Consider the following 21,938-nt stretch of genomic DNA (forward strand, 5'->3'; position numbering starts at 1 on the left):
GGCGCGTCGGCCCCGAGCCTGACTCACATGGGCTGACGCGCTGGCTGCTTCGTCGGACTGACGGCCGCTCGCACGTAGCGGTGGTCGAACAGGTCCACGTACAGGTACTCCGGCCAGGACACCATCGCGCGCGCGCCGAGCATCACCCCGCGCATCAGCTCGCTCACCATCATCCCCGCGGCCGTCGTCGCTCCGACGACGCACGTGGGGGCGTGCCCTCGTCCCGCGAAGCACGCGTCCATGGCGTCCTGCAACAGATAACTCCCCAGGTGGGGAATGATGGCCGGCAGGTCCACGCGGCCATCCGGGAGGATGTAGAGCTGCTCGTACAGCGGCGCATCCGGTTGGAAGACATGCAGCGCGGCGCCAAACCCCAGCATCAGCCCTGTCATCGCCGGCACGCCGCGCTCACGACACGCGCGGTGGAGCGCCTGCTTCGCGCCCGCGCCCGCGATGTCGATGACCTCCACCACGAAGTCCACCGGTGGCAGGACTTCGCCGCCCGCCAGCACGTCGTCCACGTTGGCCTCGGTGATACCCGCCTCCACCCGCCGCAGCCGCAGCGCCGGGTGGATGTCCAGGCACATCCGCGCCACCACGTCCACCTTGGACTGGCCCAGCGTGCTCTCGAAGCAGCCCACCTGCCGGTTCATGTTGTGGCGCTCGTAGATGTCGAAGTCCGCCAGCGTCAGGCACCCCAGGCCCAGCCGCGCCAGGTCCACCGCGCACTGGCCTCCGGCGCCCCCCACCCCGGCGACGACGACGTGCGTGCGGGCCAGCCGCGCCATCACTTCCGAGCTGATGACGCCCAGGTTGCGCTCGAAACGGGGCTCCACCATGACGCCTCCACTTTCTGCCCGCGGGGCGTCGAGCGGCTCGTCGGACGCGCCGCCCACCGCCCGGCGGGGACACCTGGATGTGGACCCGGCGTTCCGTCCCCGGGAGGCCACCGCGACCCCGGGTGTTCAGCACTCTCCCCTCCCCCCAGGACGTTGTCCAAAGCACGGCACTCCCCACGTCCTCCAGCGCGTGACTCGGTTCGAACGGGCCCGCACCACCGCGCCAGGACCTCTGGCGGCACAGCCGTGATGCCCCTGCTTCAGTCGTGAAGCGGGGTCATCGGCGCCACACCTGGCAGGGCATGTCAGACGGGTGCTTCACAGTGGACAACAAGCGTGGAGTCCAGGGATAGACGACACTCCAAGGGATTCATGTGTTCAATGTCTGGCGCGGATTCTGCTCTGCGGGTGACACAGCGGGGCGGGTCCCAAGGCCAGTCAACACGCGCCTTCCTCCGAACCCTCTCTTCTTCGATTCGAGGTCCCTATGCGTTCGTGGTTCAGCCTGTTTGTTGGCCTGACATTGTTGTCGTTGGGTTGTGGAATTTCCGAGTCGCCTGAGGCCTCGGAGGACTTACGCGACAGCGCGACGGCGGCGCTGGTGTCGGGTGCCTCCGCGCTGGACGGGGTGGCCAGCACGGCCTCCACCCAGCAGGCTTCACGCCAGCATGTGTTTGGCGATGTGGCGCACTACCGCTTCGAGCTGAAGGTAGGTCCTGGGGTGCACGACACCATCACGGTGCACCGGGTGGTGAAGGAGCGCGCGCCGTGGGTGCCCGCCAGGGCGAGCCGGGCGGTGTTCATGGTGCATGGCGATGCGTGGGGCTTCGAGGCGGCGTTCCTCTCCAGCGTCGACTCCGCGTACGTGCCGGTGAACCAGTCCATCGCCGCGTACCTGGCCCAGGAGGGCGTGGACGTGTGGGGCATCGACATGCGGTGGGTCGGGGTGCCGGCGGGCACGACGGACTTCGGTTTCATGGCGGGGTGGAACCTGGGCACGCACGCGAAGGATGTGGGCACGGGCCTCTTGCTGGCGCGGACGCTGCGGCTCGCGGGCGGCAACCTGGGTTCGATGAACCTGCTCTCGTGGAGCCGGGGGACGATGGTGGCCTATGCCTATCTCAACTCGGAGGCGCGGCTGCCCAAGCTCTTGCGGCAGGTGGACGGCTTCATCCCCGTGGACATGGCGGTGCGCCATGCGCCCCAGTTCGCGCAGCAGCAGCAGTGGGCGTGTGAGCGTCACACGGCGTTGAAGGCCCGGCGCGACTCGGGCGTCACGGAGGGCGGCCTCCTGGGCTCCGCGCCCGGCATCACCCTCCAGTACATCGGAATGTTCGCCGCCACGGCGCCGGACGCGCCCTCCCCGCTGCTGCCGGATGACGTCTTCGGCCCGGGCACCGGCCGTCCCTCCAACCGGCGCGCCGCCATCGTCTCCGCGGCGGCCACCTACGCGCTGCTGGCGCCGCTCCAGCCGCTCACCCCGGGCTACCACCTGATGGCGGGCATCCCCGACGCGTCGGGCCTGCCGGGCAGCCTGAAGTACACGTCCGAGCCCTACCTCTACGAGTACGCCCAGCGCGCGGCGCCCTACCAGAGCCTCAACGAGGTGGTGGAGTCGGAGGCGTGGACGTGCGGGCTGAACGTGCCCTACGACGACCACCTCAAGAGCGTGAAGGTGCCGGTGCTGTACGTGGGCGCGGGCGGCGGGGTGGGTGAGTACGGCGTGCACTCCGCGACGCTCCTGGGCAGCACCGACGTCACGTCGCTCGTCGTGCGCGACCTGCCGACGTCGTCGCGCGCGCTCGACTTCGGGCACGCGGACCTGTTCCTGGCGAACACGGCCCGCCAGCGCGTGTGGCAGCCCATCCTCCAATGGGTGCGCGCCCACTAGGGATGGCGGGACTCAGTCCGCCTTCCACAACCCGTGGCGCCGGGCCCTGCGGCCCAGCGTCACGGGGTCCATGCCCAGCGCCACGGCCGCCCGGCGCAGCACGCCGCCGTGGCGCTCCAGGGCCTCGCGGATGAGTTCGCGCTCCACCCGCTCCAGGCGCGCTCGCAAGGAGCCGTCTCCCGCCATCTCGTTGCGCACCGGGGACACCGTCACCAGCGACGGGGGCAGCAGGCGACGCGACACCACCTCTCCCGGACGCGACAGCAGCACGGCGCGCTCCAGCACGTTGCGCAGCTCGCGCACGTTGCCCGGCCAGGGGTAGGCGCGCAGCAGGTCCTCCACGTCCTGGGACATGCCGCTGGCGGTGCGGCGAAGGCCCCGGTTGAACACCTGGAGGAAGTAGCGCGCCAGCTCCGGCACGTCCTCGGGCCGCTCCCGCAGCGGGGGGATGTCGATGGTGAAGCTGTTGAGGCGATAGAAGAGGTCCGCGCGGAAGCGTCCGGCGCGCACCTCCTCGCCCAGGTCCTTGTTGCTGGCGGCCAGGACGCGCACGTCCACGTGCCGCACCTGGGTGCCGCCCACCGGACGCACGTCGCCGGTCTCCAGGATGCGCAGCAGCTTCGCCTGGAGGTTGGGCGTCGTGTTCTCGATTTCGTCCAGGAAGATGGTGCCGCCGTTGGCCAGGACGAACAGGCCCGGGTGGTCCGCCACCGCGTTGGTGAAGGCGCCCTTCACGTGGCCGAACAGCTCGCTCTCCAGCAGCGTCTCCGTGAGCGCGCCGCAGTCCTGCACCACCAGCGGCAGCTCCTCCCGTCCGCTGTGCCGGTGGAGGATGCGCGCGAGCACCTCCTTGCCCGTGCCCGTCTCGCCCTGGAGCAGCACCGCCACGTGGTGAGGGGCCACCAGGCGCACCATCTCCATCACCCGCTGCATGGCCTCGCTGCGCAGCCCCACGTCCTCTTCGCCCCGCCCGCCCGGCTCCTGCGGCCGGGCCTGTGACAGCGCGCGCTCCCGCAGCAGGTTGCGCTCCAGCTCCAGCGTCATCCGCCACTGCTCGGTGCGCACCCCGCGCTCGCGCCCGGCCTGGAGCACCGCCTGCCGCACGGCCTCTCGCGAGGGCGACTCGCCGAGCGTCCGGAACACGAGGCCCGCGTTGAACAGCGCCACCAGTCGCTCCGGGGCCGCGGGCGCGCAGTAGATGATTCGCGAAGCCAGGTCCGAGGGAGGCACCGCGCCGGACAGCTCCACGTCCGCGCTCGCGGTGGCCAGCCCCTCCACCAGCGCCAGCGCCCGAGCCTCCTCGCGTCCGCAGACCAGGAGCGCGGACGCGTCACCGCGCGCCAGCAGCGCATGGGCCTCCTCCGCGCTGGCCGCGAAGTGCGGCACCGCCTGCCCCTCCAGCGCCGCGCGGATGTCCCTCGCCTCCTCGTCACTGGCGAACGCCACCACCACCTGGAGGCGTGCCATCGACAGGTAGCGCGCCAGCTTCACCCCGTCGGAGCCCTCGAACGAGTGGAAGAAGACGCCGAGCGCCGTCACCGCGCCGCCCGACTCGTGGCGCCAGCGCACGTCCCCTCGCGCGCGGATGTGCTCGTTCGAGTCCGGCAGGGAGAACGACAGCTCCACCGACTCGCCCTCGCGCGGCCCTTCCTGCGGGCCCCGCGGCGTGGCGATGAGGCCAATACCCGTCTCGCTGATGTTGACGGCCCAGCACCCCGGAAGGGCGGGCTGCGTCACCACCTTCACGTACAACGGCTTGCGCTCGCTTCGAGGGGCGTAGGCGGACACAGGCCGCGTCATGACTCCGGCACTCTACTGCAGGGATGAAGCCTTGCTGGGAAATTGCGGCGCCAGAAGATTCGCCACCGACCATTCCGGCGCCAGGCGCAGGAGAGCACCGGCCCGGAAGCGAGCAAGCGGGTTGAAGTCGACTCAGGCCTCCGGCGCGTCGAGCAGCAGGCCCATGAGGATGCCATCGACATAGGTGCCTTCGTCGACGCGCAGGTGCTCCCGTTGGGTGCCCTCGGTGACGAAGCCCAGAGAGCGATAGAGCGCGAGGGCCTTGGCGTTGTCGGCCCGGACGTGGAGCTCCACGCGGGTGACGGCGCCCCCATCCGGGTCTCGGTGGGTGCGCACCCAGGTGAGCAGGTGGTCCATCAAGGCCCGGCCGACCCCCAGTCCCTGGGCTGACGGATGCACGCCGATTCCCAGCACGCCCGAGTGGCGCAGCATCTGGAAGCCCTGACGGAGGATGGAGGCCTCGCCCAGGAGCGCGCCGTGCGCGTCCGTCACGACGAGGGGGAACGCGTGGCCGTCCAGCCGGTGCAGCCCCGCGGCCTCCCGCTGGGCCAGGAAGGCCTCCGCGTCCTCGGGCAATTCGTCCAGGCGCTTCACGACGCCGTGCCGGGCCAGGACCTGGGCGCGCTCCAGCGCGAGCAGCGCGGCCCCGTCCTCTCGCGTCGCCTCCCGGACGAGGGCGGAGCGACCGTCACGAAGCAGCAGCGGGACTGGCTGGAAACGCATGGACAGGACCTTCGAGTACGACGGCCGGGCGACCGGGCATGGGGCCTTCACCGTACCTGACTCGCTTCAGCGCCCGGGGCATGATGTGGACACGCCGATGAGGGGGCCGATGCCTTTGACGATGACCGCGACCGCTCGAAGCACCCGGAGCGAGGAGCACGAGCTCGCGCTGCTCTTGAGCGGGCGCTGTCGCCGGTGCGCCGAGCGGATTCCAGGCGGCACCGCGCTGCGCGGTCGGCCGTGTCCCCGGTGCGCCGAGCAGACGCTGCCAAACCCCACGGACCGCGAGGTCCTCCACCAGCTCGCCTCCGAGCGGGCCACGGTGAGGCTGGGCATCGCCGTGGCGTTTGTCGCGCTCGCCGCGTTGGTCGCCAGTTGGGTGCCCCTGCTCACGTCGCTGCTGCTGGTGGCCGCGTTGGTGTGGCTGCGCGTGACGCTGGTGACGCCCGCGCTCCAGCTCCTCACGCCCCAGCGGCGGCTGGTCTCCCGGTGGACGTTGCGCCTGGCCGCGGGCTGCTTCGTGGCGCTGTCCGTCCTCGTGCTCGAATTGCTGACGCTGATTCCGGCCTTCGGCGCGCTGGCCAAGGTCGCCATCAGCGCGGGCCAGGTCGCGCTCGCCGGCCTCTTCGCGCGTCGCTACCTCGCGTGGCAGACCGAGCGCGAGGCGCGCGGTGTCTCCGTCGCCTTCTGGGAGATGGGCCTCCTGGTGGGGTGGATGTTGATGCTGCTGACCTTCACCGCCGCGTCGGTGCTGCTGGTGCTGTACGTGCTCCAGTCGCTGGGACTCGCGCAGGGCTTCCTCGCCGCGCCCATGGGAGGGCGCTGAACCATGCTCACGTTCGCCCTCGCCTCCCAGGTCATCGGCCTGAGCGGCGCGTCCGGCACCCGGGCGGGAGGCAGCCTGCTGCTGCTCGCGCTCGCCGCGCACTACCACTACCTGTCGCTGCCACCGGAGCTGATGTGGCTCGCGACGCCCCAGGCGCTCGGGGCCTTCGTCGCGTTGCTCGCGTTCGAGATGTACACCCAGCGCGACAGCGACTTGCGCATGGTGCTGGGCCTGGCGCAGTTCGCGCTGAGCGCGGGCAGCGGCGCCACGGTGGCGCTCGCCTCGCTGGGCGTGGGGACGGAGCAGCTTCCTCCATGGGCCGTGGGCGCGGTGGGTGCCTTCGTCGCCGTGTCCACGCTGTCGGTGCGGCAGTGGCTTCACACGCGCGTGGACCAGCTCGAGACAGAGGTGCTGCATCCCCGGCGCTGGCTCCTGCGCACCGAGGACTTCGTCGGCCTGGGGCTGGCGGCGGTGGCCATCCTCTGGGCTCCTCTGTCGCTGGCGCTCGTGCTGCTTTTCACCCTCGCATGCGGCGTGGCGGGGCTCGCGGCGTACCGGCTGGAAGCGCGCTCGAGACGCGCGTGTCCCGCCGGGTGTGGTGCGAAGATTCGCGAGGAGGCCTCGCGCTGTCCCAAGTGCCGTGCGGACGTTCCGGTGGCCAGGGCGTTGGACTTGCGACTCGGCGGACGGATGAGGGACTCGCTTCGCGGGGTGCTCGGGTCCGGGAACTCCAGCGCTCCACGCATGGAACCAGGCATCCAGCGCGACGGCGGCAAGGTCCCTTCCCGGCTGGGATGATGGGCGGTCCTCGCCGTTCCTGGCATGCTGCGGACGGCTCCCATGTCTTCGACCGCGGACGCGTCCTCTCCTGGCCCGGTGCTCCGGGTCGCCCAGCAGGTTCCTCGCACCGAGGCGGAAGGGCCGGGGCGCCGCTTCGCGCTCTGGCTCCAGGGGTGTCCACTGCGCTGTCCCGGGTGCTGCAACCCGGAGATGTTCGCGATGGAGCGTGGCACCGTCGTGACGGTGGAAGCCCTCGCGGCCCGGGTGCTCGCGACGCCCGGAATCGAGGGCTTCTCGCTGCTGGGAGGCGAGCCCTTCTCCCAGCCCGGCCCCGCCGCGGACCTCTGTGAGCGCCTGCGCGCGGGCGGCTTGAGCACCATGGTCTTCAGCGGCTACACGCTCGCGGAGCTGAAGGCCCAGGCGAACCCGGACGTCGAGCGGTTGCTCGCCAGCCTGGACCTGTTGGTGGATGGGCGTTACGAGAAGGACCTGCCGGAGACGCGCCGGCGGTGGATTGGCTCCAGCAACCAGATCATGCACTTCCTCACCCCGCGCTACTTGCCCGAGGACCCGACGTTCACCGCGCCAAACACGGCGGAGATGCACCTCGTCGAGGGCCGGCTCATCGTCAACGGCTGGCCCGACCTCGCGGACCGACTCCGTCCATGACGCGCGTCTCGCCCTCCGAGCGCCGGCTGCTCACGCTCGCGCGCGCCGTCATGGGCCTGGGCCAGTACGCGCCCGTGGAGGACCTGCTGCGCGAGCGCCACACCATCGCCGCGCGCTTGAGCCCCGGCGCCCTCGCCTCGCTGCGCGACACGCTGGCCCGGGGCACCGTCCTGGCGTTGGCCCGCTGCGGAGGGGCGCACCGGCGACGTCACCTGTCCTCCGACTCCGGCGAGCCTGGAGAGTCGGGCCCCTCACGGCTCTGGGAGCGACACCGTGCCCCCGAGCTGCGCTTCTCCGCGCTGTGCTTTCACACGTTGCGCTGGCTCGTGGAGCAGCCGCTCGTGGTGCCCGGCCACCGGCCCCTGGACGTGGACGCACCGCCGACGCTCGCCGACGAGCTGTTCCTCTTCCTGTGCTGCCGGCTGGTGGCGGGCACGGCCTGCGCTCCCACGGTCAGCCTTCAGCCGCAGTTCCAGCGCTCCATCCTCTGCCGGCTGGCGTTCCCCGACCTGTTCGTCGCCGCGCCCGGCGCCCTCGACGCGGAGGGCTTCGCGCCGCTGCTCGCGGGGGGCGGATGGTTGCTGGAGGCGCTCCAGGACGAACTGGCGCTTCGGTGGCGACGGCTGGAGGAAGCCAAGGGACGACTCATCGAGCCCAAGCAACTGGTCGACCTGGGCACCGCGCAGGAGCGAGTGCTGGACGCGTTCCTCGATGCCGTGGACGGCGCGGGCCGCAGGGACCTCGCGGGCTTCGTGCTGGACGCGCTGCGCCCCCTGGTGGACCAGCCCGCGTCGCGGTGGGTGTCGAGCCTGTCTCCTCGCGCGTCGCTGAGTGTGAAGGCCGAGGCACGCCGGGCGGCGGGCGCGAGCCTGCGCGCGCTCGGACGGCTGGCGCGCTGGGACGCCGAGCACCGCGCGGTGCGCTTCTTCGACGACGGCTACGAGGGCGCGCAGTTGCTGCTCTCCGCGTGGGCGTCCTTCGGTGAGCCCGGCTTCCGCCTCGCATCGGACCGCGAGCGGGAGCTGACCACGGACCTGGCGACGCCTGTCGAAACGATTCCGGATACCCTCCCCCTCCCTTCCGCCGAGAGCGCCCCATGAGCCGCGCCTATCGAGTCTCCGTCTCCGAGTCCCTCAACCGCATCGTCCAGGCGGAAGACGGCGTGTGCTCCAAGCTGGAGCTGTTGCCCTTGCTGTCTCGCGAGGAGACGGCGGGCCTGCTCGCCGCGGAATTGGCGAACCGTGGCTTCAAGCAGGAAGGTGACGTGGCGGTGCGCCTCGAGGCCGACGGCGTGCGCGTGGCCGTGGACGTCACGACTGGCGAGGTCAGCGTCACGCTGTCGGACGCGGAGGAGGTGGAGCTGAGAGCGACGGGCGAGGTCCTCTCCCACACCCCGGACGGCTCCGATGCGACGAAGAAGCTGGCGCGAGAGAAGGCCCGCGCGAAGCTGGAGGACCGGACCCAGGACGCCACCGAGTCGCTCCGCGAGGACATCACCCGCAGGCTGGAAGGGCGCTTGAGGGACCTCAAGTCGGAGCTGGACTCCATCGCCAACAAGGTGACGGGCGAGGCCCTCAAGGTGCGCGCGTCGCAGTTGGGCACGGTGGAGGAGATCCACGAGGACGCGGCGACAGGCTCGCTCACCATCAAGGTGCGCGTATGAGCCAGCGCATCCCCGAGGAGTCCCTGCCCACGGAGCTGACGCCCTTCGCGGCGGTGGAGGCCGCCTATCCCGCGGAGCTGGGCCGTTTGTGCGAGGCGCTGCTGCGGGGCCTGCCCGTCATGGTGGAGGCGGACAAGGAGCTGACGCCGTACTTCTACAAGTGCCTGCGAGACAGGCTGAAGAAGGACGGCAAGCAGTTCCTCTACCTGGACGGCCGCGCCGCCGCGGAGCCGCCCCCTGGAATGCCCGCGCCCAGCATGATGGCCACGCTCATCGGCCAGCTCCGCGACGCGGTGCGAGGCGCGGTGCGTGAGCGCATCGTCGTGCTGCCCCACCTCGACCTGCTCACCACCAGCAGCGGTGGCCTCACCTCCGAGGCGCGCGAGGTGATTCCGCTGCTGTATGAAAACCCGGAGATGCTCTGGGTGGGCTTCAAGGACCCGTCCTTCCCCCTGCCGCGCGTCATCGAGAACCTGTTCCCCCACAAGGAGAGCATCCTCGGCGTGAGTCGCGAGCGGCTGCGCTACCTCGTCACCCAGCGCGAGTGCCGCAAGTTCGGCCGGGGCCTCCAGCCGTACTCGCTCTACAAGCACGTGTCCGGAGTGAATGCCGTGAGGCTGCGACGGCTGCTCGGGGCCATCACCGGCGAGGACTATCCCAGCGACGCGCGCCCCGCCTTCGCGCAGCTCCGCTCGGCCACGCTGAGCGGCTCGCTCAATGTGCCGGAGATTGACCTGCACACGGAGATTGGCGGCTACGCGAAGGTGAAGGAGCGACTCCAGCGCGAGATTCTCGACGTGCTCGCGCACAAGGAGACGCTGACGGACGCGGAGGCGGTGAAGCGCGTGGAGGGCCTTCTGCCCCGGGGAATGATCTTCTGGGGCCCACCGGGCACCGGCAAGACGCTGTTCGCCAAGGCGATGGCGTCGTCACTGGGCGCGGCCGTGATTGTGGTGAGCGGCCCGGAGCTGAAGAGCCGCTGGGTGGGCGAGAGCGAGGAGAACCTCCGCCAGATTTTCGTGCGGGCCCGACAGGCCGCGCCCAGCATCATCATCTTCGACGAGCTGGACTCCTTCGCGGCGGCGCGCGGCACGTACACTGGCTCCGGCGTGGAGCACTCCATGGTGAACCAGCTCCTCACGGAGATGGACGGCTTCCGCAAGGAGGAGCTCGTCTTCGTGGTGGGCACCACCAACTTCGTGGAGTCGCTGGACGCCGCGCTGCTGCGCCCGGGCCGTTTCGAGTTCCAGCTCTGCATCCCCTACCCCAACAGCGCGGACCGCCGGGCCATCCTGTCCATCTACAACCAGAAGCTGGCCCTGGGCATGACGGAGCGCGCGCTCGACTACGCGGTGAAGCGCACCGGAGACCGCGTCGAGGGCACGGGCACGCGCTTCTCCGGCGACCACATCCAGGCGCTGTGTCGGGCCCTGGCGCGACGCAGGCTGCGCGAGGGAACGCAGGCGCCCACCGAGGCGGTGGACGTGGAGAAGGCCCTCACGGACTTCCTGGACCGGCCGGAGCTCACCTCCGCCGAGGAGAAGGTCGTGGCCACGCACGAGGCCGGCCACGCCGTGTGCGCGCTGTTCTGTCCCAGCGCTCCCGCCATCGACCGCATCAGCATTCGCGGAGACCTGGCGGGCATGCTCGGCTTCGTGCAGTACGCGGACCCGGCGCATCGCTACGTCGTCACGCGGAGCCAGTTGCTCGACAGCATCTGCATGCTCTTCGGCGGACGCGAGGCGGAGGCGTTGCTCCTGAACGACCTGTCCATCGGCAGCGCGCACGACCTGGAGCGCGCCACGGAGATTGCTCGCGAGCTGGTGGAGATGCTTGGCATGGGCGGCGATGGAATGCCCGTGCGGCGCTTCGACGCCCCCGGACGGGACTCTGAGCGGCATGCGCTCTCCGATGGCATGCGCACAGCGATGGAGGTCGCGGTGCATACGCTGCTGGAGGAACAGCGTGCGCGGGCTCGCGACATCCTCCAACGCGAGAAGGCCCACCTGGTCGCGTTGCGGGACTTGCTGCTGGAGCGCAAGGTGCTGGACCGCGAGGCATTCGTCCACCTGGCGCCCACGGTGGCGCCGCAGAAGGAGCCGGCCCATGGCTAGTCTCATCCTCCGCCTCCTGGTGAATCCCCAGACGGGTCGCAAGGACGTCGTCATCCAGTATGAGAGCGACTCCGACGCGCTGCCCATGGAGCACGAGGAGGAGCACCGCCGCCTCGTGGATCAGCTCATCGCCGGGGGCGCGCTCAAGGCCTCGGAGGTGGGCCGCATCATCGTCCAGCGCGACACCCCGTCCGGCCAGGTCGCCGAGCCCGAGTCCACGTCCGAGAGCACCGCCGAGAAGGTGAGCCAGAAGGCCTGATGTCCACGCTCGTGTTTCCCACCGAGGAAGCGCTCCACCTCGCGCTGACCTCCCGCCTCGTCCCTCCGGAAGTCCAGGCCACGCCGGCCCGCTACCGTCGGTCCGCCGAAGGTGTGCTCCACGTCACCTCCCAGGCCCCCTTGTCGAAGGCCGTGCTCGCGGAGCTGGCCACGTTCGGCATCAAGACCGATGCGAAGGCGCCTCGCCCGGAGGACTCCGTGTCGTGCTGGGCGGAGCTGCTGACCTCGCGCCGGGTGCCCGTCGAGAACGCGCCCCAGGGGCCAGTGTTGTTCATGCCCGTGGATGGTGACGGGCTGCTGTCGCTCGCGGGTGAGCTGCTGCGCCTGGGGTGTGACCGGCAGGAGGTCTGCTTCGCCGAGGAGAAGCAGGGACGGCGAGCCCTGTTGCGCGCGTCCGCTCCGCCCTACTTCACGCTCACCGGTGCGATGGACCGCGTGGGCGGCCTGCTCGCCTTCGTGCCCGCGGTGCCGGGGCAGCACTCCGTATGGGTGGAGCTGGGCCACGCGCATCCGCTCGCGCGCACGCTCGTCCCCGCGCCTGGCACCGTGCTGCTCATTCCCGGAGAGGGCCCGTGGCTGACGGCGCCGGATGGCCCGTGGACGGACCTGTATCAGCTCACGGACCTGCGGCTCCCCGAGCCCGCGGAGGACTGGACATCCACGGCCGCGCCGGGGCGACTCTCCGTCCACTTGAAGCTCACGCGTGCCGCTCGCACGGAGGCCGCGAGCCTCTGGGTGCTGCGCGAGAATGCCGTCGCGCAGGTGGAGTCACTGGTCCACACATTGCCGGAAGCGCTGCTCGCGCAGCTTCGCTTCGCGGTGACGGGCCCCGCCGACGCGCCGTGCATCATCCTCCGCGCGCGCCACGGACGAGAGCGCCCGCCGGAGCTGGGCCTGTCCGCCATGGCCTATGCGCCGCTGCCCCAGCTCTCCGACCTCTACCTGCCCTGTGACGGGCTGCTGGAGCCTCCCGTGCGCAGAGACCGGCTGCGCGCGCTGCTGGCGCCCGTGCCGGACACCGTCACCTGGTTGCATCCCACGGGCGCTGGCGGCTTCCGCGCGGAGCGAATCCCGGAGCAGGCCTTCCAGCCGCTCGAATCCTGGGTGGACTACGTGGTGGACACCGCCGCCTCGGCCCTGGAGCCGTGGGTGAAGGGGGCCACGTTCGACTTCGGCGCCCTCGAAGCCACCGAGGGAGAATGGATGCCCGGCGCGGAGAACCCCGCGCCCACCGAGGAGAGCGAGGACCCGGACACCGCGTCGACCCGGAGCAGCCGTCGCACGCGTAGGGGACAGAAGCCCACGCCACCAGAGCCCGTCGAGCCCGAGCTGTCAGAGACGGCGAAGCGCTCGGGGTCCCGAGGCTCGGGCACCAGCCTGGAGCCGCTCACTCCCGCGCAGCTCAGCGCCGCCGAGGAAGCCCTCGCGCGCGCGGAGAAGTCCTTCCTCGAGTTGGAGGCGCCCGCCAGTTCCCCCGAGCGACAGGCGCTCTGGGTGCGCATGGCCGAGCTGAATGGCCAGGTGGGACGGGGACGCGACGCGGCGCTGTGCTGGACGCGTGCGCTCTGGAACGCCTCGGGAGAGGCGGCCACCGAACTGGCAGTGCGTTGGGCGGAGGCGGAGTCTCGCGCCGGTGTCTCCCAGGCCGAATTGCTGGCCCGTGCGACGCCCTCCGAGGACGACGTGCGAGGCCTCGCGAGCGGGCTCGTCCTGGGGGCGCTGACGTCGCCACGGACGCCCCCGAAGGATGTGCCCTCGCTCCAGCGCTGGTTGGACCGCCATGACGCCACGCTCGACGTGCGCACGCTGTGGCTCTCGCGCGCCGCGCTGGACACGCTCGTGGGGGGCGACTCATTGAGCCTCGCGAGGACGGGAGACCGACTGCTGGAGATGCTCCAGCGGGGGCTCTCCCTCTCGCGCGATGTCCCGCGCTTCCTGCGCGGTGGCGCGGATGCCTCGGCGCTGCCAAAGCTGGCGTCACAGCTCGATGCGCTGAGAGACCGCTTCGAGCGCACGACGCGGCGGCGCTCCTCCGTCGAAGCCCCCGCGGAGCTGACGCAGGCCTATGTCCGCCTCGTCTTCGCCTGTGGCCTCGCGCGACTGGGACAGTCGGACCGGGCGCGGGAGCTGGTGGCCTCCGCCACGGCGGCGCTCGACCCCAAGGAGCCCATTCACGGCTTCCTGTCGCGGGCCTATGGCGCGCGCGTGGCACAAGCGCTGGAGGGCGAGCCGCTGGAGAGCCCGCTGCCGGCGGACATCTCCGCGGAGCTCAACGCGCTGGCCACCTTCCAGCGGTACAAGGTGGACCGGCTGCGCCAGGCTTCGGCGCTGCTGGAACCCAGCGAGCGACTGGACCCGGCCCGGGCCTTCGGGCGCGGGACACGGGACTTGCGAGGCGAGGAGTTCGCGGCGCTGCGAGACATCCGCGACGCGGCCACGGTGACGCATGAGGTGGTCCAGTTGGTGAGGCGCGCCACGGGAGCCCGCGTGCAGGCGCCCGAGCGACTGCGCCTCATCGGCGGATTGCTGGAGACATTGCCTCGACTGGCCCCCGCGAGGGCGCTGCCGCTGATGGATGACCTGGTCTCCGCGATGGAGGGGCTCCCGGGCGAGTCCCAGGCCCGGCTCCTGGGTGACGCGCTCACGCTGGCGGCGCTGTTCGGCCGTGCGGACCGCGCGACGTCACTGGCGGGTCGGCTGCGGCTGGTGTTGTCCGGCCTGGCTCCGGAGTCTCCCGCGTGGGGAGAAGGCATCCTGGAGGCCAGCCTGCGCGGCCTGCGTCGCGTGGGCCTGTCTCGCGAGACGGGCGAACTGGTGGAGGCGACGCGCGGGTTGCTCAAGCGGGCCAAGGCGCCCTTGGCGGCGCGGCTGGGAGTGGCGTCGGGAATGGCGATGCTCGGGCACGTGGACGAAGCGCTGCCGGTGTTCAACATGGCCTTCGACGCGCTGGCCGCCGCGAAGGGCTCGCCCCAGGAGCGGATGGCCCTGACGCGGAGCCTGGCGAGAGCGCTGGCGCACACGCCGACGAACATCGCGTTGCCGGGACTGGCGAGGCTGTCCGAGGGGCTCGCCACGGTGACGGACAGCTTCAATACCAACAGCCACTTCTGTCTGTCCGTGGTGGAGCTGGCGGACTCACTGGTGCTGGGCCACATTGAAGTGGCACAGGGCTCCAGCGAGCGGGCACGAAGCTGGTTGGACGAGGATGAGTTCCTGGTGCGGCGACGCATCCATCAGGAGTTGGAGGACCGTACATGAGCAGTGTTCCCCGACGGGAGGAGCCCGTCGCCGACCCCATCTCCGCGCTGACGTTCGACGCGCTGTCACGCGAGGCGCAGGGGCTGCGCGAGCGGCTCAACCGGTTCCGACAGGGGCTAGGGCGACACTTCGTGGGCAAGCAGACGCTGGTGGACCTGATGACGGTGGCCGCGGTGGCGCAGGAGCCGCTGCTGCTCGTGGGTCCTCCGGGCACGGCGAAGTCGGACCTGGTGCTCAAGTTCCGCGAGGCGCTGCGCATCCCCAACGAGGACTACTTCGAATATCTGCTCACGCGCTTCACCGAGCCGTCGGAAGTCCTCGGCCCCATCGACATCAACCTCCTGCGCCAGGGCCGCTACATCCGCCGCGAGGGCGGCAAGCTGCCCACCGCGAAGCTGGTGTTCCTGGACGAGGTGTTCAAGGCCAGCTCGGCCATCCTCAACGCGCTGTTGACGGTCATCAACGAGCGCAAGTTCTACCAGGACGGCGCGCCGCAGCCGGTGAAGCTCAAGGTGCTCTTCGCCGCGACGAACGAGCTGCCCGAGCACGCGGAGCTGGGCGCCCTCAAGGACCGCTTCTGTTTGAAGGCCGCGTGCCGCCCGGTGCAGGACCGCTACTTCCTGGAGCTGCTCGACTCCGGCCTGGAGTCGCAGACACACCGCGAGATGAACCAGAAGCCGTGGGCGGAGGGGCACGCGACGCTGGAGGACATCCTGAAGGCGCACCGCTACCTGACGCTGATGATGGGGCGCAAGGAGATGGGACCGGACGGGCGCGAGCTGAAGGACCGGGACTTGTTCTTCCGCGACGAGCTGCTGCGAGAGTTCCGCCGTGTGGTGCAGACGCTGACGCGCGAGGACGGCGTGTTCATCAGCGACCGCAAGCTGGTGAAGCTCTACCGGCTGCTGCGCACGCGCGCCTGGATCTTCCACGGCGGCGCGGTGGAGCGACAGGACCTCCAGCTCCTCTCCTATCTGGGAGAGACGCGGGAGGAGATTGATTTGCTGGAGGAGAAGGTGCCCCGGTTGCTCGGCCTGACGTGACGCGCGTCCGAAAGTGATACAGGAAGGACGCATGGCAGCAGCGGAGCCGCGAGGCCCCCAGGACATGGAGCGCTGGTTGTGCGCCGGGCTCGCCCTGGCGCGACAGGAAGGCCTCGACGCGGAGGCCCTCGCCACGAGCGTGCCCTGGCTCCTGGCCACGCTCGCGGAGACACCCACGCTGCCTCCTCCCGCGCTGGTGGCGGACCTGGGACGGCTCGTCTGTGGCCTCCCCCTGGCCTCCTCCCTGCCCGTCCCCGACACCCTGCCCCGCCTGCGCGCCGCGGTCCGCGCGTATGACGACCATGTCCTCGCGCGGCTCGCCGCCGAGCCTCACCTCGAACCCGTCTCCGCCGCGCTCGCCCGCCTGCCCGAGCCGCTGCGGCCCCGAGGCGTGGCCTTCCTCGTGGCCCGCCTCCTCTCCCGCCTGGGCTTCACCGCCGGCACCTCCGTGAGCCCCGCCGTGGCGCGGCGAGTCCTCGAACGTCCACCTGGGGAACTGTTGTCATCTGGATACATCTCGCTGCGTGAGCCCGGCCCCGCGCTGGAGCAACTGGCCCAGGGCTACGAGGCCCTGAGCACCGGGGCCCGGCGCGCGAGTGCCCTGCTGGGCGACGCGGAGGCCTTCACGCTGGAGAACCTGGAGCACCTCCAGGGCAAGGCACAGCGGCTCGCGTTGGAGCAGGCGGTGGAAGCCGCCGAGGCCCTCTCTCGCGCCCTCCCGCCCCGCCTCCGCGCGCGCTCCGTGTCTACCGGCCCCGCGCCCACCTCGATGGAGGACGACGCCTCTTTTCCGCAGGGCGGGTTCTCCTCCGTCTCCAACGTGGGCAGCCTGGAGAACCTGGTCACCTCCGAGCTGGTCTACATGGAGGACGAACCCACGCTGGACTTGTTCGACGTGCGCTACGTCGAGGGCGAGCTGCTCTACTACACCCGCGACGAGAGCCTCGCGGTGCGACGCCGCCGCGTGGTGACGTTCGTCCTTCCGCCGAGCCTCGCGGACGCGCGTGTGAAGGACCCGGGCGTTCGCTGGCAGCGCGCCGTGCTGGCCCTGGGACTGGTGCTGTGCCTGGTGCGCCGGCTGTCCACGTGGCTTGGAGACCAGGACCTGCGCTTCCACGTTGCCTTCCCCTGGCAGGGCGAGGGGCCCCACCCGCTGGAGGCCGAGCGCGGCCTGTGTGAGCTGCTGCTGCGCGAGTGGCTCGCCCGAGGCACCGTGGAGATTCTCACCCCACGAGACTTCGACGAGGTGCTGGAGGGCGCGGCGGCGCAATCGAAGCGGGCCCGGGTGGACGTGCTGCTGCTCGACGCGGCCCGTCAAGCGCGACTCGACACACAAAAGTTGCCGGCCCGGGTGGGGCTGCATCACCTGGACTTGAGCGAGTCGAACCCGAGCCTCGAAGTCGTGGGCCCGGGGACTGCGTCACGGGGGCCAGGAATCCAGGAAGCCGACTCCGGGCAGAGTCCCCGAGAGACACCTTGGGAGGCCTGGACGGGCGCGACGCTTGAGCTTGCGCGAGGGCTTCTCTAGCGTCCGGTCCGGGAAGCGCCACGCTGGGCGCAGGAGAGGACGGGCCATGCCGCGGTATGAGTTCAAGGAAGGCAGCTCCAACAAGTTCTGGGAGATCAAGCTCGAGGGAAAGTCCTTCACGACGCACTGGGGGCGCATCGACACCGACGGCCAGGAGAAGACGCAGTCCTTCGACTCCGCCGAAGCGGCCCAGAAGGAGTACGACAAGCTCGTCCGCGAGAAGGAGAAAAAGGGCTACGAGTTGGTGGGGGACGGTGAAGGGGGCGAGGACGGGGACGACGAGGCGCCGAGCGTCGAGGGCAAGTCCAACCCGGAGCTTGAAGCCGCCATCTTGAAGGACCCGGACAACGCGGACGCGTACCTCGTCTACGGCGACTGGCTCCAGAGCCAGGGCGACCCGCGCGGCGAGCTCGTCGCCTTCCAGAATGCGTTGTCGAAGGCCGAAGGCACCGAGGCCTCCAACCTCAAGCGGCAGATCAACGCGCACATCAAGAAGCACAAGGCGCTGCTGCTCGGCTCACTGGCGAAGGCGTGGTCCGAGGACGAGCTCAAGGTGGAGTGGCACCTGGGCTTCATCCGCGACGCGCGGCTGGGCAAGAAGGACTACGACTCCGAGCTGGAGGTCGCCGAGACGCTGGCGAAGCTGCTCGCGCACCCGTCTGCGCGGTTCCTCCAATCGCTCACCATCGGCATGGTGGATATGGAGGGCGAGAACTATTACGACGAGCCCATCAAGGCCATCGTCAAGATGAAGAGCCTGCCGACGCTGCGCAGCCTGTTCCTCGGCGACTTCGAGTACCCGGACGAGACGGAGATCTCCTGGTCGTATATCAACGACGTCTCCGGGCTCTACAAGGTGCTGCCCAACCTGCGCTCGCTGCGGCTGCGCGGTGGGTCCGCGGACCTGGGCAAGATTGACCTGCCGGAGCTGCGTGAGTTCACGATGGAGACGGGCGGCCTGCCGCTGGGCGCGGTGAAGTCCATCGCCGCGGCGAAGTGGCCGAAGCTGGAGAAGCTGGAGGTCTGGTTCGGCTCGGAGAACTACGGCGCGGAGGGCGGTCTGGAGGACATCCAGCCCATCCTCGACGGCAAGGGTCTGGCGAACGTCAAGGTGCTGGGCCTGTGCAACTCGGAGTTCACGGACGAGCTGGCGAAGGTGCTGCCCACGGCCAAGATTCTCCCCCAGCTCGAGAAGCTGGACCTGTCCAGGGGCTGTCTGTCTGACACGGGCGCGCAGACGCTCGCGGACAACGCGGCGGCCTTCAAGCACCTCAAGCACCTGGACGTGACGGAGAACACGCTCACCAAGGCCGGCGAGAAGCTGGTGGCGAAGCTGGCCGCGACGGTGGCGGCGGGCAGCCAGCGTGACTACGACGAGGAATACCGTTACGCGGCGGTGGGCGAGTAGCGCCGCATGACGGCGGCGGCTGACTTCATCCTCATCGGCAACGCTGAGAACCGGCGCGTCACCCTGTTTCAGGACGCGCTGGCCCGCCAGGGCCTTCCGCCCGCGAGGGTGGTGCCCTGGCGGGAGCTGGTGAAGCGCCCTGCCCTCCTCGCGGAGCTGCCCGATACGGACGCCCTCGTCCGCATCGACTCCGCGGGTGAGAGCTGGGAGGTGGAGAAGGCGCTGCTGAAGCGCGGGTATGAAGCCGCGCGGGAGTACGGCGGACAGGTGCTCGCACCGGACGTCGTGGATGCGCTCGTCGAGGACCACGGGCGCATTCTCGCGCCGCGACAGGGACACCTGGGGTTCCTACGGGTCCTCTCCGAATTGGAGGCGGTGTTCCGGGAGCGGCCCCGCTGGAGGGTGTTGCAGTCCACCGCGAGCATCGCGGACCTGTTCGACAAGCGCATCACCTCGCGGAGGTACGCGGCGCTCGGCGTGCCCGTGCCGGAGCCCTTGGACGGGGTGACGGACGTGGAGTCGCTGCGCGAGCGGATGGACGAGGAGGACTGGCGCGAGGTGTTCGTGAAGGTGTCGTGCGGTTCGTCGGCGTCGTGTCTGGCCATCTTCCGCAGACAGCGTGGGCGTGAGTCGCTGGTCACCACCATCGAGCAGGCGCCGACGGGTTGGTACAACTCACTGAAGGTGCGCCGAGTCACCGAGCCAGAGCGCGTGGAGGAGGTGCTGGACTTCCTGCTGCGCGAGGGCTCGCAGGTGGAGCGCTCGATTCCCAAGGCACGGCTGGACGGCGACTACTTCGACTGTCGGGTGCTCGCGGTGCGCGGAGAGCCCGCCTTCATGGTGGTGCGCCAGAGCCGGGGCCCCATCACCAACCTGCACCTGGGCGGCTGGCGCGGGGAGCCGGCGGAGTTGCAGGCAGCGGTGCCGCGCAACGAATGGAAGGCGGCGATGGAGAGCTGCCGCGTGGTGGCGCGCGCCCATGACTGTCTTCACGTGGGCATCGACCTGATGTTCGAGGAGTACTTCTCCGGACACCGCGTGGTGGAGGCGAATGCCTTTGGAGACTTGCTTCCCAGCCTGCGCCGCGACGGCCTTTCTGTTTACGAGTGGGAGATCCGCGAGGCACTCAGGACTGGCTGAATACGCTGTGACGTAGAAAATTATTCGAACCACGAAATACGAGACTAACAAGAAACTTGCTTCGCGGACTCCCGACAAACAGGAAGACGTTCCATCCTTGCTCTGGAGTCTTCCTTGATGTCGTTCCGCCTTCTCCTCGCCGCCGTCGTCCTGACGGTGTTGGTCCCCGTCCACGCGGGCGCGCAGACCCAGCTCGTCGTGTTTGGCGACAGCCTCAGTGACTACGGCAACAATGGCATCGCCACCAGCAGCCCGACCTCCAATCCCAGGAGTCAGATTACGGGTGTCTGGGTAAAGCAACTGGCGAACCAGCTCGCCCTTCCGCTCGTGGCCTCCGATGACGGCGGGACGAACTACGCCCGGGGTGGCGCCGTCACCAGCGGCATGACGACGCAGGTCCGGAGCTATCTCACCGCGCATCCCACCGCGTCGGCCACCGCCCTCTATGTTCTCTGGGGCGGCGGCAATGACATCAACTACCGGGCCCAGGCAAACCCCTTCGACGCCACGGGCCTCAAGAACACGGCCGCCACGGCCGTCTCCAACATCGAGTCCCAGATTCGCCTGCTCGCGCGGGCCGGCGCGAAGTACGTGCTCTGGGTCAACATGCCGCCGCTGCACAAGACGCCCGCCGCGCTGTCCATTCCGGGCGGACTGGGCACCGCCGTGCTCCAGCCGCCCTCGCAGCACTTCAACACGCTGTGGGCCCAGTCCCTCGCCCGGCTCCGGACGGAGTTCCCGGGCCTCACGCTCGGCGGCATGGATGTGTATGCCCTCTTCCTGGACATCACCTCGCGCCCGTCCGCGTATGGGCTGACCAACGTGACGTCCACGGCCAAGGGCAAGGCGGTCAACCCGGACACGTATCTGTTCTGGGATGAAATCCACCCCACCAGCTACGCCCACGGAATCCTGGCTGACCGCGCCTATGACCTCGTCGAGGACGCGACATCCATCCTGGAGGAAGACGCCCCGTGGGCCGAGCCCGCGTACTGATGACCAGATTTCCGCGCTCCGCGATGACCGCCAACACGCTCGGTGGGACATCGAAGCCCATGACCGGCACGACGAGCTGCCCGTCGGCGCCCACCCATCGGTGGCCGATGACCTTGAAGCCGCGAACGCCCGCGATATGTGTAAGGATTCTTGCGCGTCGGACCTTCGGCAGCAGCACACGGAAATCTCACGAGATTTCACGTCCCGACTTCCGGCGAAGAGCGAGTAATCGGTCGCCTACTCCGAACCGAAGACCTGCGCGAGATAGTGCTTCGAGAACGCCGTCCAGTCAGGACTGTCGAAGAATGCTGCCTCGACCCAGTGGTGTATGAAACGCATGGCAAAGCCGCGCTGCAAATAGTCCTCGACGCCCACGGGCAGCGGCCGGATCTCTCCGACTCCGTCGAGTGGCACGAAATGCAGCCGGTCGAGGACCCGGCCCGATTCCATTTCGAGGCAGACCGCGAACTCGCCCTCGCAGTAATCGAAGGGCGCGAGGCGGTCGAGCAACTCACGCGCCTCCGGAAAGGAGCCGTACGGGTCGAGTAGTTCCGCTCCACGTCGGCCGTCGATGCCGTCGACGCATGTGGAAACAGGGAGGACGTTCGCCTCTCCCCCAACGATGTCGATCTCGCGGTCGAGGTACTCGATTGCGGCGCCTTGTTGCAAACGCCATCGGATCTGCATGGAATCAGCCCGCCCGTAGAAGCGCTCGATTGCCGCGGGCAGTGTCAGAGTCTGTCGTACGCGGGCGAGGTCGGCGCCATTGTGGCCATACGACAGCACGCACCGACCAGCTTTCGCCACCGAGGAAGCCGCGAGGGGCGCGATGCAAGCATGGTATCGGTCCGAGACCGGATTATCGCTCATCGCTGGATGATACGCGAGGAGACGCGTTTGTCGCGCGGCGCCACCCAACGGCGCCATTCCGTTCACCGCGACGAGCCTGTGTCAGGGCGTCGTTTCGACATCGGCGCTCTA

At 69.9% G+C, this 21,938-nt stretch carries 18 protein-coding genes; 14 read left to right on the plus strand and 4 right to left on the minus strand.

The genetic code is table 11. From position 1 onward, the window contains the following. Positions 1-23: 23 nt before the first annotated feature. Positions 24-839, minus strand: a complete 816-nt coding sequence (locus G4D83_RS16270) for a ThiF family adenylyltransferase (protein ID WP_163865670.1) — start codon at positions 837-839, stop codon at positions 24-26. A gap of 487 nt (positions 840-1,326) precedes the next feature. On the opposite strand from G4D83_RS16270, the gene G4D83_RS16275 reads away from it, so the two are divergent. Next, positions 1,327-2,730: a hypothetical protein gene (locus G4D83_RS16275; protein ID WP_163865671.1), complete on the plus strand. Its 1,404-nt coding sequence runs from the start codon at positions 1,327-1,329 to the stop codon at positions 2,728-2,730. Between the two features lie 12 nt (positions 2,731-2,742). Here the strand turns inward: G4D83_RS16275 and G4D83_RS16280 are convergent, their stop codons facing one another. Beyond that, positions 2,743-4,530: a sigma 54-interacting transcriptional regulator gene (locus G4D83_RS16280; RefSeq protein ID WP_205522645.1), complete on the minus strand. Its 1,788-nt coding sequence runs from the start codon at positions 4,528-4,530 to the stop codon at positions 2,743-2,745. Between the two features lie 132 nt (positions 4,531-4,662). Next, the gene (locus G4D83_RS16285; protein ID WP_163865672.1) at positions 4,663-5,253 is read right to left on the minus strand and encodes a GNAT family N-acetyltransferase; all 591 of its coding nucleotides are present in this window, start codon (positions 5,251-5,253) and stop codon (positions 4,663-4,665) included. Between the two features lie 109 nt (positions 5,254-5,362). Between G4D83_RS16285 and G4D83_RS16290 the strand changes: the two genes are divergently transcribed. The 13 genes from G4D83_RS16290 to G4D83_RS16350 all read left to right on the plus strand — a co-directional run bounded on the left by G4D83_RS16290 (position 5,363) and on the right by G4D83_RS16350 (position 20,957). Beyond that, positions 5,363-6,079 (plus strand): hypothetical protein, encoded by a 717-nt coding sequence (locus G4D83_RS16290; protein ID WP_163865673.1) that lies wholly within the window; start codon positions 5,363-5,365, stop codon positions 6,077-6,079. A gap of 3 nt (positions 6,080-6,082) precedes the next feature. After that, entirely contained in the window at positions 6,083-6,877 is a 795-nt protein-coding gene (locus G4D83_RS16295) for a DUF4126 domain-containing protein (RefSeq protein ID WP_163865674.1), read from the plus strand. A 42-nt stretch (positions 6,878-6,919) separates the two neighbouring features. After that, a complete protein-coding gene (locus G4D83_RS16300) occupies positions 6,920-7,528 on the plus strand; it encodes a 4Fe-4S single cluster domain-containing protein (protein WP_163865675.1) in 609 nt (202 codons plus the stop codon). Then, on the plus strand, positions 7,525-8,628 hold the full coding sequence (locus G4D83_RS16305; protein WP_163865676.1) for a hypothetical protein: 1,104 nt from the start codon (positions 7,525-7,527) through the stop codon (positions 8,626-8,628). Before G4D83_RS16300 ends, G4D83_RS16305 begins: the two co-directional genes overlap by 4 nt. Next, the gene (locus G4D83_RS16310) at positions 8,625-9,191 is read left to right on the plus strand and encodes a hypothetical protein (RefSeq protein WP_163865677.1); all 567 of its coding nucleotides are present in this window, start codon (positions 8,625-8,627) and stop codon (positions 9,189-9,191) included. Before G4D83_RS16305 ends, G4D83_RS16310 begins: the two co-directional genes overlap by 4 nt. Then, entirely contained in the window at positions 9,188-11,305 is a 2,118-nt protein-coding gene (locus G4D83_RS16315; protein WP_163865678.1) for an AAA family ATPase, read from the plus strand. The genes G4D83_RS16310 and G4D83_RS16315 overlap by 4 nt, the downstream gene beginning before the upstream one ends. After that, positions 11,298-11,564, plus strand: a complete 267-nt coding sequence (locus tag G4D83_RS16320) for a hypothetical protein (protein ID WP_163865679.1) — start codon at positions 11,298-11,300, stop codon at positions 11,562-11,564. The genes G4D83_RS16315 and G4D83_RS16320 overlap by 8 nt, the downstream gene beginning before the upstream one ends. Then, the gene (locus G4D83_RS16325) at positions 11,564-14,842 is read left to right on the plus strand and encodes a hypothetical protein (protein ID WP_163865680.1); all 3,279 of its coding nucleotides are present in this window, start codon (positions 11,564-11,566) and stop codon (positions 14,840-14,842) included. The genes G4D83_RS16320 and G4D83_RS16325 overlap by 1 nt, the downstream gene beginning before the upstream one ends. Then, entirely contained in the window at positions 14,839-15,885 is a 1,047-nt protein-coding gene (locus G4D83_RS16330) for an AAA family ATPase (RefSeq protein ID WP_163865681.1), read from the plus strand. Before G4D83_RS16325 ends, G4D83_RS16330 begins: the two co-directional genes overlap by 4 nt. A gap of 31 nt (positions 15,886-15,916) precedes the next feature. Next, positions 15,917-17,413: a hypothetical protein gene (locus tag G4D83_RS16335; protein ID WP_163865682.1), complete on the plus strand. Its 1,497-nt coding sequence runs from the start codon at positions 15,917-15,919 to the stop codon at positions 17,411-17,413. A gap of 46 nt (positions 17,414-17,459) precedes the next feature. Then, complete coding sequence (locus tag G4D83_RS16340; RefSeq protein WP_163865683.1) at positions 17,460-18,821, plus strand: WGR domain-containing protein; 1,362 nt, start codon at positions 17,460-17,462, stop codon at positions 18,819-18,821. A 6-nt stretch (positions 18,822-18,827) separates the two neighbouring features. Beyond that, positions 18,828-19,961 (plus strand): STM4014 family protein, encoded by a 1,134-nt coding sequence (locus tag G4D83_RS16345; RefSeq protein ID WP_163865684.1) that lies wholly within the window; start codon positions 18,828-18,830, stop codon positions 19,959-19,961. 117 nt (positions 19,962-20,078) lie between these two features. Continuing rightward, positions 20,079-20,957, plus strand: a complete 879-nt coding sequence (locus tag G4D83_RS16350) for an SGNH/GDSL hydrolase family protein (protein ID WP_163865685.1) — start codon at positions 20,079-20,081, stop codon at positions 20,955-20,957. A 237-nt stretch (positions 20,958-21,194) separates the two neighbouring features. Here G4D83_RS16350 and G4D83_RS16355 read toward each other — a convergent pair whose 3' ends face one another. Then, positions 21,195-21,884, minus strand: a complete 690-nt coding sequence (locus G4D83_RS16355; protein WP_163865686.1) for a hypothetical protein — start codon at positions 21,882-21,884, stop codon at positions 21,195-21,197. Positions 21,885-21,938 lie beyond the last annotated feature (54 nt).

This window comes from Myxococcus eversor (assembly GCF_010894455.1).
GTDB lineage: Bacteria > Myxococcota > Myxococcia > Myxococcales > Myxococcaceae > Myxococcus > Myxococcus eversor.